Raw genomic sequence first — 13,741 nt, 5'->3', positions numbered from 1 at the left:
TCTAGGTCGCCTTAGAGAATGCTTTTCGGTGCGTATGAATCGACATCAGAATACCAAAACCAGCCATCAAGGTTACCATTGATGTGCCGCCATAACTGATGAGTGGCAACGGTACACCTACTACAGGTAGGATGCCACTTACCATGCCAATATTTACAAAAATATACACGAAGAAGCTGAGTACAATACTGCCTGCCATCATTCGTCCAAATGCGGTTTGCGCTTGGCTGGCGAGATATAAACCTCGTCCAATAATAAATAGATAGATGGCTAAAAGGCAAAGGAAGCCAATCATACCCCATTCTTCAGCAATTACTGCAAAGATAAAGTCAGTGTGTCGTTCAGGAAGAAATTCTAGTTGTGACTGCGTACCTTGCAACCAACCTTTGCCGGAAATACCGCCGGAGCCAATCGCAATTTTACTCTGAATAATGTGGTAGCCCGCTCCTAGCGGATCAGACTCCGGGTTAAATAGAGTACGAACTCGCACTTTTTGATACTCTCGCATCAAGAAAAACCACAGAATTGGAATGAAACCACCTAATGCAATCGCAGCACCAGCAATTATTTTCCAGCTAATGCCTGCGAGGAAGATAACAAAAATACCGGAAGCCGCGATCAGGATTGAGGTACCTAAGTCAGGCTGTTTTGCAATGAGAATGGTTGGTAAGCAGACCATAATCAGTGCAACAATGAGTGTTCTTAGCGTTGGTGGGAGGGGCTGTCTACCAACATAGCGAGCTACCATTAATGGCACCGCGAGCTTCAATAGCTCTGACGGTTGAAAGCGCACAAAACCGAGGTTAAGCCAACGCTGCGCGCCTTTCGATGCTTCACCGAAAAACAGCACGCCGAAAAGCAGTATAACGCCACCAACGAACATCAAAGGTGCCAAGCTTTCGTAAGTTCGTGGAGAAAGCTGTGCAAGGACGAGCATCACAACGAGTGAAAGCACCATTCGCATGGCTTGGCGATCCATCATCAGTAAACTTTGGCCACTGGCGCTGTACATGATCACCAGGCCAAACCCCATCAGGGCCAGTATGCCAAGTAGGAGTGGTAAGTCGATATGGAAGCGTTCAAACAGGGCGCGATTTTTACCTGTAGAGGGATCCATCTTCATTACTGTTTTACCTCTTTCTTCGCATTGTTTTCAGGCTCAATTTCTTCTGGACCAAGAACGACTCGGTCAAAAATTTTCCTTACTACTGGGGCACCGTTACTAGAACCACCACCGGCATTTTCTAGTACTACAGTGACGACCACTTTAGGATCATCAAATGGTGCAAAGCCAGTAAATAACGCATGGTCACGTAAGTGCTCGGCGATCTCATCGGCGTTGTACTCTTCGTTTTCACCCAGACCGAAGACCTGTGCAGTACCTGATTTACCCGCTGTTTCATAATTCATTTTGTAGAATGAGCGACGAGCTGTTCCGCGCGTGCCATGGTTTACCCGACGCATGCCTTCTTTCGCCATATCCCAGTACTTTTTAGGCACATTCTTGATTGGTGGGTAAGTCACGTATTCTGTCGTTTGCTGCTCTTCGAAGTCGTTACCATTTTCTATCGTCGCTTTGAGCAAGTGAGGTGCGATCACTTCTCCCTCGTTTACTAATACGGAGGTTGCTTTGGCGATTTGCATTGGTGTTGCTGTCCAATATCCTTGGCCGATACCCACAGGGATCGTATCACCTTTATACCATGGGGTTTTATGGCGAGACATTTTCCAGTCACGAGTCGGCATATTCGCCTTACTTTCTTCGTAGATATCAATGCCAGTGTAATCACCAAAACCGAACATCATCATCCAATTCGAAATACGGTCAATACCCATGTCATAAGCGATTTGATAGTAGAAGGTATCAACAGACTCTTCGATCGACTTAATGATATCGACGCGCCCGTGCCCCCAACGCAACCAGTCACGAAACGGGCGTGTGTTGGAGTTTGGTATGCGCCAATAACCAGGGTCATTTCGTGTGGTGTTAGGTGTGACGACACCTTCTTGCAGCGCGGCTACCGCCATAAATGGTTTGATGGTAGAGGCCGGAGGGTAAATGCCAAGTGTAGTGCGGTTGACCAAAGGACGGTTTTTATCGTTCAAAAGGGCACGATAGTCTTTACCTGAGATTCCGTGCACGAACGAGTTAGGATCGTAGCTAGGACTTGAAACCATAGCCAGTACACCGTTGTCTCTAGGATCGATCACTACAGCACTGCCTCTGCGGCCATCCAATAATTGGTGTACGTACAGCTGCAAGTTGATATCAAGGTTTAAAACGATGTCTTTTCCGGGTACAGGTGGAACGTACTTTAACGTACGAATTACTCGGCCGCGGCTGTTTACCTCGACTTCTTGATATCCGGCTGTACCGTGTAAGAGGTCTTCGTAGTATTTTTCAATACCCAGCTTACCAATGTCGCGAGTGGCTTGATAGTTTGCGTCTTTTTCTTCTCGGATCAGGCGCTGCATGTCGCGATCATTGATTCGAGAAACATACCCAATCACGTGGGTTAAGACTTCGCTGAAAGGGTAGTAGCGCTTTAAGGTCGCACTTATTTCCACACCCGGAAAGCGGTACTGATTGACGGAGAATACCGCTACTTGTTTTTCGTTCAGTTGGGTAAGCAGTGGGACCGATTTAAATCGACGAGTCCGTTTACGCTCGTGGTGGAAACGTTCAATCTGGTCTGGTGTAATTTCCAGAATAGTTTGTAATTCTTGGATGGTTGCATCAATGTCTTTAATTTTTTCTGGGGTCAGTTCTAAGTTAAAGACGGGACGGTTCTCTGCCAGTAAAACGCCATTTCGGTCATAAATTAGACCTCGGTTAGGCGCGATAGGCACCACTTTGATGCGGTTATCGTTCGAGCGGGTTTGATAGTCTTGAAACTGGTTCACCTGAATGTTGTACATGTTGGCAACCAGAGCTCCCATCAAGACAACAATGCCGATAAAAGCAACAATAGCGCGGCTGGCAAACAGACGCGCTTCGGCTTGATAATCTCGGATTTGACTGCGGCGTTTACGAATCATTAACGCTTGGCTCTAAAGTTAAACAACGATTATTCGCGATGATAAGGGTGGTTAGCGGTGATGCTCCACGCTCGGTACAAGCTTTCTGCCATTACGATACGCACTAGAGGGTGGGGTAGCGTTAAGGCAGACAATGACCAGCTTTGGTCTGCTGCAGCTTTGCATGCAGGAGCGAGTCCTTCGGGACCGCCGATTAATATTGATACATCACGGCCATCTAATTTCCAAGCTTCTAACTGCTCAGCGAGTTGAGGAGTGTCCCATTTTTTACCTGGGATATCTAACGTGACGATACGGTTGCCTTTTGGTACCGCCGCGAGCATCGCTTCTCCTTCTTTTTGCAGGATGCGAGCGATATCGGCATTCTTACCACGCTTACCAGCAGAGATTTCAATCAACTCCAACGGCATATCATGCGGGAAACGGCGACGATATTCTTGAAAGCCTTCCTCAACCCATTTTGGCATTTTTGTGCCAACAGCAATTAGTTGAATTTTCAAAAGATTAACCCCAGAGTTTTTCTAGCTGGTAGAGTTCGCGGTGCTCTTCTTGCATCACGTGAAGCATGGCGTCGCCCATATCTAGGACTACCCATTCACCTTCGTTTTCACCTTCCATTCCTAGTGGCTCAAGACCGGCTTTTTTCACTTCTGTTGCAACATGGTCAGCGATGGATGAAACGTGGCGTTTGGATGTACCAGTACAGATGATCATGTAATCTGTCACGCTTGATTTATCTTCCACATTTAGGACGATAATGTCTTCCGCTTTCATGTCGTCGGCTTTATCAGCTAAAAAGTCTTTCAGTTCTTCGCGAAGCACTCGGTTTTCCTCGGTTTGTCTCTTATCTCTACAATGTTTTACATTCTTGCTTGCAAAACAGGTCGCGCACTATATCACGCTTTGATTTTTAAATTGCCAGCTTAATATCAGGAGAGCAGGTTTCTAAGCTCAACTGATGAATAGTTGGCCATACAGACTCGTCATACTGAGTTTTGGCTTTTATCTCGGCTTGAGCCAACAAGGAGAGCAATGCACAAATACGACTCGCTGATAAGCGGGTCAGTGCTGCGTTATAGAGTGGACGCTTGTTTTGCCAAACTCGATATTTCTCAAATACCTGGTTCATTCCCATTTGAGTTAAGTCTTGATGCATATTTAAAAGTTGGCTCAACTCTTTTTGTACACTTCGAATCAAGATCACGGTCTCAACCCCTTCCGCCTCAAGTTGGCGAAGAATACGTTGTGCACGGTTTGCTTTACCTGCCAGTAAGGCGTCGATCCAGTTAAAGGTAGTGAAGTGATTATGGCGACTTAGGGCTTCCTCTAAACGTATGATGGTCAGCTCACCATCCGGATAGAGTAGGGCCAATTTCTCTAAGCTTTGTGTCAATGCAAATAGGTTACCTTCATGCCATTGAGCCAACATTTGCAGTGATTGCTGATCGGGTTTTAGTCCCAACGTGCGGCAACGTGTCTGAATGAACATAGGTAGGCGTTGAAGGTCTGGCGAAAAGCAGCTTACCCAATCGCCTTTTGAGCTTAATGCTTTGAACCATTTCGCATTTTCTTGGGCTTTGGTCAGTTTGCTACCAACAATGACGAGCATGATGTCATCATGAAGCATATCACACAGTGTTTGCAGCTCTTTGCTGACGGCGGTTGTTACGCCACTTTCAGGAATTTCAAGCTCAATCAATTGACGGTTTGAAAACAGGCTCATCGCTTGGAAACAGTCGTAAACTTGGTTCCAGTCGATGCTAGCATCCACCGCAAAACGGTGTTTTTCCTCAAAACCTTGCTGAAACGCTGCCTTTTGGATTGCTTGGCGGCTTTCTTGAATCAGTAACGGCTCATTACCAAAGATTAAGTAAACCTGTTTAACTTGTTTAGTTAAATGATCCGTTAGCTTATCGGTATAAATTCGCATAGTGACTAAGAGTTTTTGTTCGCTGGCTCAGAGATTTGTCCTGCTTCATATTCGGCACGAATACGGCCCAACTGGCGCATCATCTGTTTTGCAGCTTGCAAGCGCATCTCGTCTTCAATTACGTCACGCTCAACAGATTTTGCAAGTGCGGTCAACGGGTTGTCTAGGTAGTTGCGGTTTACTGTTGTCGTAAAGTTTTTAGAACCATAGCCAGGAATTGTCACACGGTATTTTACTACGTATGTCAGCTCTTTTTCTGCTGCACGGCTATTTTGATAAAGCGATAGTGTACGCTCATCGATTGTCGCTTCCGTCAAATGAAGGTTGGGTGCCGTCGATGATGGTTGAACAAGTTCAACTTTGTTCAGTTCGAGTTGAGAGCGAACATAGCGAGTTAATTCACTGTATTCATCGTAGCTGGAGAAAGACATAGTGTGCAGCTCTTCCGGTACGGAATACTCGCCGCGAAGGTGAAAACCACAGGCAGAAAGAAGCCCCGCTAATACCAATACCACTGGTAGTTTAATCAAAGAGAAAAAGCGCATTGATTGTATTCATCCTAAATTGAAGGGGTTATTTACCTTAAACCACTCATGTGAATGGTTTGAGGTAAATAAACAGGGTAGAAAACTACCCTGTTTAATGACTCTTGGTTAACAAATAAGTTCGCTAAACAGAGACAAATTGACAGCTGCGATTAGTTTGCAACGATGTTCAGCAGTTTACCTGGAACGTAAATAACTTTACGAATAGTCAGGCCATCAGTGAACTTAACCACGTTTTCGTCGTTTAGACCAAGCTGTTCGATATCGTCTTTAGAGATATCAGCTGGGACTGTTAGCTTCGCACGTAGCTTACCGTTAACTTGAACAACGATAGTTTTTTCGTCTTCAACTAGCGCTTTTTCGTCAAACGTCGGCCATGCCGCGTTATCAATGTCTGTTTCACCTAGTGCTGCCCATAGCTCGTATGAGATATGCGGAGTGATAGGGTAAAGCATGACAACAATAGCTTTCAGTGCCTCGTCAAGGATTGCACGATCTTGCGCAGATTCTTGAGGCGCTTTCGCTAGTTTGTTCATCAGCTCCATGATCGCTGCGATCGCGGTGTTGAATGTTTGACGACGAGCGATATCGTCCGTCACTTTCGCGATAGTCTTGTGAACGTCACGGCGAAGTGCTTTTTGAACACCAGAAAGCGCTGAGGTATCTACTGCTTCTGCTGCGCCTTTCGCTGTGTGCTCTTTCACTAGTTTCCAAACACGTTTTAGGAAGCGGTTCGCACCTTCTACGCCAGACTCTTGCCATTCAAGTGTCATGTCCGCTGGAGACGCGAACATCATGAATAGACGTACTGTGTCAGCGCCGTACTTGTCTACCATTTCTTGAGGGTCGATACCGTTGTTCTTAGACTTAGACATCTTGATCATGCCTGAGTGCGTTACATCACGACCTTCAGTGTCTTTAGCAGAAGTAATGCGGCCTTTACCATCACGTTCAACGGCTACGTCTGTTGGAGCTACCCACTCTTTGCCGCCTTTCTCGTTCTCGAAGTAGAACGCATCAGCCAGTACCATGCCTTGACACAGTAGTTGCTTGAACGGTTCGTCAGACGTTACGTAACCCGCATCGCGCAGTAGTTTGTGGAAGAAGCGTGAGTACAGTAGGTGCATACAAGCGTGCTCGATACCACCGATGTACTGATCTACTGGTAGCCAGTAGTTTGCTTTTTCTGGGTCTAGGATGTCGTCCGCTTGTGGTGAACAGTAACGCGCGTAGTACCAAGAAGATTCCATGAACGTATCGAACGTATCTGTCTCACGTAGAGCAGGTTCGCCGTTAAAGGTTGTCTTCGCCCACTCTTTGTCTGCTTTGATTGGGCTCGTTACGCCGTCCATTACCACGTCTTCTGGAAGAATCACTGGTAGTTGGTCAGCAGGTACTGGGTGAACTTCACCGTCTTCAGTCGTTACCATTGGGATTGGTGCGCCCCAGTAACGTTGACGAGATACACCCCAGTCGCGTAGACGGAAGTTTACAGTCTTAGTGCCTTTGCCCTCTGCTTCTAGCTTCGCTGCAATTGCATCGAACGCCGCTTGGAATTCTAGGCCATCGAATTCACCTGAATCGAACAGTACACCTTTCTCTGTATATGCCGCTTCAGAGATGTCTAGCTCGCTGCCATCAGCAGGCTTGATAACTGGCACGATGTCTAGACCGTACTTCGTTGCGAACTCGTAGTCACGTTGGTCGTGTGCAGGTACAGCCATTACCGCGCCTGTACCGTAGTCCATCAGTACGAAGTTTGCTACGTATACTGGTACTTCGCGGCCGTTCAATGGATGAATAGCAGTAAGGCCAGTTGCCATACCTTTCTTCTCCATTGTCGCTAGCTCAGCTTCTGCAACCTTGTTGTTCTTACATTCGTCGATAAACGCTGCAAGCTCTGGATTGTTCTCTGCTGCAAGAGCTGCAAGAGGGTGGCCGGCTGCGATACCCACGTAAGTCACACCCATTAGCGTATCTGGACGTGTTGTGTAAACTTCTAGGTCTTGTTGACCCTTAACTTCAAACTTCAGTTCAACACCTTCAGAACGACCAATCCAGTTGCGCTGCATGGTTTTTACCATTTCAGGCCAACCTTCAAGCTTATCTAGGTCGTCTAGTAGCTCTTGAGCGTACTCAGTGATTTTGATGAACCATTGAGGGATTTCTTTCTGCTCTACAGGCGTATCACAACGCCAGCAACAACCGTCTTCAACCTGCTCGTTTGCAAGAACAGTTTGGTCGTTAGGACACCAGTTAACAGAAGAAGTCTTTTTGTAAACTAAACCTTTCTCGTAAAGTTTAGTGAAGAACTCTTGTTCCCAGCGGTAGTACTCCGGTGTACATGTTGCGAATTCACGGTTCCAATCGTAACCAAAGCCTAGAAGCTTAAGTTGGTTCTTCATGTATTCGATGTTTTCGTAAGTCCAAGGTGCTGGCGCAGTTTTGTTTTTTACTGCTGCGTTTTCTGCAGGTAGACCGAATGCGTCCCAACCGATTGGTTGCATCACGTTTTTGCCTTGTAGGCGTTGGAAACGAGATACTACATCACCGATAGTGTAGTTGCGCACGTGACCCATGTGCAGTCGACCACTTGGGTATGGGAACATGGACAGACAGTAGAATTTTTCTTTATTTGGGTCTTCACTTACAACAAAGGTTTTGTTGTCATCCCAGTGCTTTTGAACTTTTTGTTCAATATCTTGTGGGTTGTATTGTTCTTGCATCGATGGTATCCGTTATCTTGGAATTTGTGAGTTCGGTTAGAACAGACTTAAATAGATCGTCATAGAATACCTAAAGCTAGGGATCACAACAATAGCCAATCTGTACCCATGCGCCCTTAAGTGACGCAGGTAGGAGAAAGATGGAGGTCAGTTATGCCTAAACGTAAAACAGGTTATGAGGAAATGCTCGAGGATGTGATTGAAACCTTGAAGCACAGTCCGGAAGAAGTTAACAAAGCGATTGAGACGTCGGGCAAAGTGGTGGATGCTGCTAATGACTTGACCAAAGATGAATTGGCTTTAATCAAAGCGTACCTTAAAGCAGACTTAAAAGAGTTTTCAGAGAGTTACGAGGATAGCAAAAGCGGCCCGTTTTACTTAACGATTGCGGACTCGATATGGCAAGGGCTGTTAGAGATTACTGACCGAACTAAAGTTGAGTGGGTTGAGTTGTTCGATGACTTAGAGCATCAAGGGCTATATGAAGCAGGAGAGGTGATAGGCTTAGGCACTTTAGTCTGTGATGAGTGTGGTCACAAGACAACGTATAACCACCCAACTGTAATCATTCCGTGTATTAAATGTGGTCACAAAGGCTTTACTCGTCAGTCATTAAAGCCATAAATGGCGCGTAACGACAGTATAATGCTATGAATAAAAAAGAGGCTTAGTCGCCTCTTTTTTGTTTTCAGCCCTAAACCACCTACTTCAGTAGGTGGTTATCATCCGTTTCGGCTTTGCCTGTAAAACTACTCATGTTAAATGCGTCTTTGATTTTTCCAGAAGTCAAAGAGGACAAATAACATGAGTAGATACAATCAAGCTTCCCACGTATTTTGGCGTTGTCAATACCATATAGTGTGGACGCCAAAGTATCGATTTAGGATCTTGAAGAACAATATAGGTAAAGAAGTTTATCGATGTATTTATGTTTACTGTAATCAACTTGGATGTGAAGTCGTAGAGCTAAACGTACAAGTTGACCACGTACATTTAGTTGTAAAGGTCCCACCAAAGCTTTCGATATCCAAGTTGATGGGGGTATTGAAAGGCAAAATAGCCTTAAAGCTATTTAGCAAGTTTCCTCACCTTAGGAAGAACAGGCTTTGGGGTAATCACTTTTGGCAAAGAGGCTATTTTGTCGATAGTGTTGGAATCAATGAAGAAATAATACGCCGATATGTAAGACATCAAGAGAAGCAAGAGCGAGTAGAGCAGCAGCAATTGGCGCTGGACTAAACAAAGGCCCCCTTTTAGGGGGCTCACACAAAGCCACCTTCTTTAGAAGGTGGTAATTTACCTTTTCTACTTTCAAGCTGTTATCAGCTCTGTTTTCTTCTTAAGCCGAAAGCCAGAGCTAAACTTAACCCAACCCAAATATACAATGGCCAAGTACCAAGGACTCGATATGGCGTTTGTCCATTGGTTGGGGTGAGCTCTGCGCGCAGTACTGCAGTTTCAAACTGCGGTACTTGCTCAACGATCTTACCTTTGTGATCGGTTACCGCTGTTAATCCGTTGTTAGTCGAGCGGATGAGCGGTTTACCTAACTCTAAGGCACGCATACGGGCGATCTCCATATGCTGAAGAGGGCCGATAGAGTGACCAAACCATGCATCGTTTGAAAGCGTTAGAATGAAGTCTGTTTCGTCAGTCACATTTTGACGCACTTGCTCATTAAAGATGATCTCATAGCAAAGCGCTGGTGCCATGTGCATGCCATTCGCAACGATGTTTGGCTGCACAAAAGCCCCACGGCTAAACGACGACATCGGTAGGTTAAAGAATGGCGCTAATGGGCGCAAAATATCTTCAAATGGTACAAACTCACCAAACGGTAGTAGGTGATGCTTATGGTAACGTTCGCTTAAATCGAAGCTGTAGTCACCGTATGGTGTGATGCCGAGGGACAGAATACTGTTGTAGAACTGTCGATCTTCAGCTTGGTTGACGACACCGGTGATGATTGCGCTGTTATTCATTTTTGCAGCGCTGTCGATATTGCTCAAAAATGAAGGCACTTCAATTTCAAAAGCGGGAATTGCTGCTTCTGGCCAAACGATAATGTCAGCATCCCAGTTTTCACGAGTTAAGTCAGCGTACTTCATGATGGTTGGCCAGCGTTGACTTGGTAGCCACTTTAGGTTTTGGTCTACGTTACCTTGAATCAGCGCGAGCTTAGTCGTGTCTTCTGGTCGGGGTGTTACCCAATCGTAGTTGCGAATCCCAAAGCCAGTACTGAGTAGCACCGCAGGGATAATCGCCACCAGCCACTGCTTATGAATCCATGCATAGGCTAACGCCCCTGCGCTGATAAGGATAAATAGAGTAAGCAGTTCTACGCCGCCAATTGGTGCAAAGCTTGCGAGTGGAGCATCTATCTGGCTATAGCCTAGCCATAACCAAGGGAAGCCGGTCATCACCCAACCACGCAACCAATCACTGATCAGCCATAAAGCAGGTGCAGCGAGAAGTGCTTTTGTGAGCGTAAATTGAGGAAACAGCTTGTTGTTGAGCCAAGCAAATAAGCCTGAATAAACAGCCAAGTAGGCAACAAGTAAGCCCATTAAAAATAAATTGGCAATGAGCGGCATACCGCCAAAACCGGAGATACTGACGTAAACCCAGCTAACGCCAGTTGCAAATTGACCTAACCCCCAAGCATAACCAATCCATAGTGCGCGTTTCGGAGTTTGGTTAGCAAGAAGAATCAGTAGAATTGCTGGGCTAAGAATGGCAATAGGCCACAGCTGGTAAGGAGCGAAAGCGAGTGTAGTAGAGGCGCCAACAAAAGCGGCCACTGAGGGCCGCTTAAGGCGATGAAAGAGTTCATTCATCATTGTAATTTTCTGAGATTCCCAATGGGTATCGCGTTACTCTTGAGTGGCTTCAACCAGGGTTTCTTCGTCTGGGATCGTCACTTGGAGTTGAATGACACGACGGTTATCGGCAGCGGTGACTTTGAAGTTGTAGCCTTCAATTTCAACCAGTTCACCACGAGAAGGTAAGTGACCAAAGGCAGTCATGACCATACCACCAACGGTATCAACTTCCTCATCGCTGAAGTTGGTTCCGAATGTCTCATTAAACTCTTCGATGGTTGTCAGCGCTCTGACAGCAAACGTATGCTTGCTTAGTTTACGAATGTCCGTCTCTTCACTTTCATCGAATTCATCTTCAATATCCCCGACGATTTCCTCAAGGATATCTTCAATGGTCACAAGACCAGAAACACCACCGAATTCATCGACAACAATGGCCATATGATAACGTTCTTCACGGAATTCTTTCAGCAGTCGATCAACGCGTTTACTTTCCGGTACTACAACCGCTGGTCGAATGACTTCTTCGATATCAAATGGATTACTGCCTGAGCCTAAGTATTTAAGTAAGTCCTTCGCTAGAAGTATGCCTTCCACATGGTCTTTATCTTCGCTGATCACAGGGTAGCGAGAGTGTTGAGCATCGGTAATCAAAGCAACCAAGGTATCAAGGTCGTGAGTACGCTCAACGGTAACCATTTGCGAACGCGGGATCATAATGTCACGCACACGCATTTCGGAGATTTCCATAACACCTTCAAGCATATCGCGAGTGTCATGGTCAATCAGGTCGTTAACTTCAGAGTCGCGGATAACATCCACAAGCTCTTGGCGATCTTTTGGTTCGCCCTGAAATAGTTGACCTAGACGTTCAAAGAAGGACTTTCTACTCGGACCTTCTGCCTTTTCTTTCTTATCTTCGTTAGAAGAGGGAGAATTATCTTCGTTCATTGTTTCTCAATTAAGTAACGCTATCAGAAGTGTGATAGCACACATAGAGAGGCGAACACGAGAGTCATTTAGGTGGTTCGCCTTTCCCTGTCGAGTGGCCAATAGCTACTCTTTTTCAGCAATGTAAGGATCTTCATAACCCATACCTTGCATGATTTCGGTTTCGAGGGACTCCATCTCTTCGGCTTCGTCATCCTCTATATGATCATAACCTAGCAGATGCAAGCTGCCATGTACAACCATATGCGCCCAATGTGCTAGCAGAGGCTTGCTCTGTTCAACCGCCTCTTTTTCAACAACTTGGCGGCAAATAATCAAATCACCAAGTAAATCTATTTCCATACCAGGAGGTGCTTCAAATGGAAACGACAACACATTAGTTGGTTTATCTTTGCCGCGATACTCATGGTTGAGCGTATGACTTTCTTGTTCATCAACAATACGAATGGTGACTTCGGCTTGTGGCTGGAAGAGAGGGATTGTCTTATCTAGCCACAATTGGAAATCTTGCTGCGAAGGCAGACCTTCTTCATTTTCGACTGCCAGTTGCAGATCAAGTTCAATCGCCATGATTATTCCTTAGTTGAAGCAACTTGTGCATTCAGTTCGGCTTTTGCTGCTTCTAGTAACTTCGCATCGCGTTCTTCACGACGGCGTTTCTCGAACTCTTTACGCTCTTTCTGGTCTTGTGCTTCCCACTTCTCGTACGCGTTAACGATACGAGCAACCACAGGGTGACGTACAACATCGTCGGCCAAGAAGAAGTTAAAGCTGATGTCGTCAACTTCGCTTAGTACTTCAATAGCATGACGAAGACCCGATTTCGCACCACGAGGTAAGTCAATCTGCGTGACATCACCAGTGATAACCGCGCGAGAGTTAAAACCAATACGCGTTAGGAACATCTTCATCTGCTCAACAGTGGTGTTCTGACTCTCATCAAGAATGATAAAGGCGTCGTTTAGAGTACGACCACGCATGTAAGCAAGAGGGGCGACCTCAATCACGTTACGTTCAATCAGCTTCTCTACGCGCTCAAAGCCCAGCATTTCAAATAGGGCGTCGTATAGCGGACGTAGGTATGGGTCGACTTTTTGGCTTAAATCACCAGGTAGGAAGCCCAATTTCTCACCAGCTTCAACCGCTGGACGAGTAAGAAGAATACGACGGATCTCTTGGCGCTCTAGTGCGTCAACAGCTGCTGCTACAGCAAGGTAGGTTTTACCTGTACCAGCCGGGCCAATACCAAAAGAAATATCATGCGTGACCATGTTAACCAAGTACTGCGCTTGGTTTGGCGTACGTGGTTTGATCACACCTTTCTTGGTTTTGACGAAGACTTCTTTACCATGCTCGATATTAGACTCAGTATTCTGCTCAAGAACACCAGACTCTTTGATCGCTAGGTGGATTTGCTCAGGCTCAATATCTGGGATCTCACCTCGTACAGGTGCGGTATCAACATATAGAGTTTTCAGGATATCCAGCGCGGCTGATGCGGTATGAGGTTTACCGACAATCGTAAAGTGGTCACTACGGTGGTTAATTTCAACGCCTAGACGACGTTCTAAATGCTTGATGTTGTCATCGAATGGACCGCACAGGCTAGCTAGTCGGCGGTTGTCTGAAGGTTCTAGGTTAATTTCTAGAGTTACGATTTTATTGCTCAATGTTGCCTCTCATTTTTTGCCACTTAGTGAGAGCCTGATAACGACCAGGCTCTCCATG

The 13,741-nt window shown here is 45.9% G+C and carries 13 protein-coding genes; 2 read left to right on the top strand and 11 right to left on the bottom strand.

What is annotated here, in order from left to right:
• Position 1: 1 nt before the first annotated feature.
• The 7 genes from rodA to leuS form a co-directional block, all read right to left on the bottom strand.
• On the bottom strand, positions 2–1,123 hold the full coding sequence (gene rodA, locus J4N43_RS12135; RefSeq protein WP_005384128.1) for a rod shape-determining protein RodA: 1,122 nt from the start codon (positions 1,121–1,123) through the stop codon (positions 2–4).
• Entirely contained in the window at positions 1,123–3,039 is a 1,917-nt protein-coding gene (mrdA, locus tag J4N43_RS12130; protein ID WP_005384126.1) for a penicillin-binding protein 2, read from the bottom strand. Before mrdA ends, rodA begins: the two co-directional genes overlap by 1 nt.
• Positions 3,040–3,068: 29 nt before the next feature.
• Positions 3,069–3,539, bottom strand: coding sequence for a 23S rRNA (pseudouridine(1915)-N(3))-methyltransferase RlmH (gene rlmH, locus J4N43_RS12125; RefSeq protein WP_017821762.1), 471 nt, complete (start codon positions 3,537–3,539; stop codon positions 3,069–3,071).
• Positions 3,540–3,543: 4 nt separating this feature from the next.
• Positions 3,544–3,861, bottom strand: a complete 318-nt coding sequence (gene rsfS, locus J4N43_RS12120; RefSeq protein WP_005373015.1) for a ribosome silencing factor — start codon at positions 3,859–3,861, stop codon at positions 3,544–3,546.
• A gap of 88 nt (positions 3,862–3,949) precedes the next feature.
• A complete protein-coding gene (gene holA / locus J4N43_RS12115) occupies positions 3,950–4,969 on the bottom strand; it encodes a DNA polymerase III subunit delta (protein ID WP_053350278.1) in 1,020 nt (339 codons plus the stop codon).
• 5 nt (positions 4,970–4,974) lie between these two features.
• The gene (locus tag J4N43_RS12110; protein WP_158159579.1) at positions 4,975–5,514 is read right to left on the bottom strand and encodes an LPS-assembly lipoprotein LptE; all 540 of its coding nucleotides are present in this window, start codon (positions 5,512–5,514) and stop codon (positions 4,975–4,977) included.
• 152 nt (positions 5,515–5,666) lie between these two features.
• The gene (gene leuS / locus J4N43_RS12105) at positions 5,667–8,240 is read right to left on the bottom strand and encodes a leucine--tRNA ligase (protein ID WP_053350279.1); all 2,574 of its coding nucleotides are present in this window, start codon (positions 8,238–8,240) and stop codon (positions 5,667–5,669) included.
• Positions 8,241–8,393: 153 nt separating this feature from the next.
• Between leuS and J4N43_RS12100 the strand changes: the two genes are divergently transcribed.
• Both J4N43_RS12100 and tnpA read left to right on the top strand, forming a co-directional pair.
• On the top strand, positions 8,394–8,864 hold the full coding sequence (locus J4N43_RS12100; RefSeq protein WP_005373024.1) for a zinc ribbon-containing protein: 471 nt from the start codon (positions 8,394–8,396) through the stop codon (positions 8,862–8,864).
• A 180-nt stretch (positions 8,865–9,044) separates the two neighbouring features.
• The gene (gene tnpA / locus J4N43_RS12095) at positions 9,045–9,479 is read left to right on the top strand and encodes an IS200/IS605 family transposase (RefSeq protein WP_017633711.1); all 435 of its coding nucleotides are present in this window, start codon (positions 9,045–9,047) and stop codon (positions 9,477–9,479) included.
• 83 nt (positions 9,480–9,562) lie between these two features.
• Here the strand turns inward: tnpA and lnt are convergent, their stop codons facing one another.
• The 4 genes from lnt to J4N43_RS12075 all read right to left on the bottom strand — a co-directional run bounded on the left by lnt (position 9,563) and on the right by J4N43_RS12075 (position 13,683).
• Positions 9,563–11,080, bottom strand: a complete 1,518-nt coding sequence (gene lnt / locus J4N43_RS12090) for an apolipoprotein N-acyltransferase (RefSeq protein ID WP_053350767.1) — start codon at positions 11,078–11,080, stop codon at positions 9,563–9,565.
• Positions 11,081–11,113: 33 nt separating this feature from the next.
• Positions 11,114–12,013: a CNNM family magnesium/cobalt transport protein CorC gene (gene corC / locus J4N43_RS12085; RefSeq protein WP_005384118.1), complete on the bottom strand. Its 900-nt coding sequence runs from the start codon at positions 12,011–12,013 to the stop codon at positions 11,114–11,116.
• A 105-nt stretch (positions 12,014–12,118) separates the two neighbouring features.
• Positions 12,119–12,583: an rRNA maturation RNase YbeY gene (gene ybeY / locus J4N43_RS12080; protein ID WP_005373030.1), complete on the bottom strand. Its 465-nt coding sequence runs from the start codon at positions 12,581–12,583 to the stop codon at positions 12,119–12,121.
• Positions 12,584–12,585: 2 nt separating this feature from the next.
• The gene (locus tag J4N43_RS12075) at positions 12,586–13,683 is read right to left on the bottom strand and encodes a PhoH family protein (protein WP_005373033.1); all 1,098 of its coding nucleotides are present in this window, start codon (positions 13,681–13,683) and stop codon (positions 12,586–12,588) included.
• Positions 13,684–13,741 lie beyond the last annotated feature (58 nt).

It is taken from the genome of Vibrio sp. SCSIO 43009 (assembly GCF_023716525.1).
GTDB classification, from domain to species: domain Bacteria; phylum Pseudomonadota; class Gammaproteobacteria; order Enterobacterales; family Vibrionaceae; genus Vibrio; species Vibrio alginolyticus.
The sequence above is the reverse complement of the archived record's forward strand: the minus strand, read 5'-3'. Positions and strand labels throughout refer to the sequence as shown.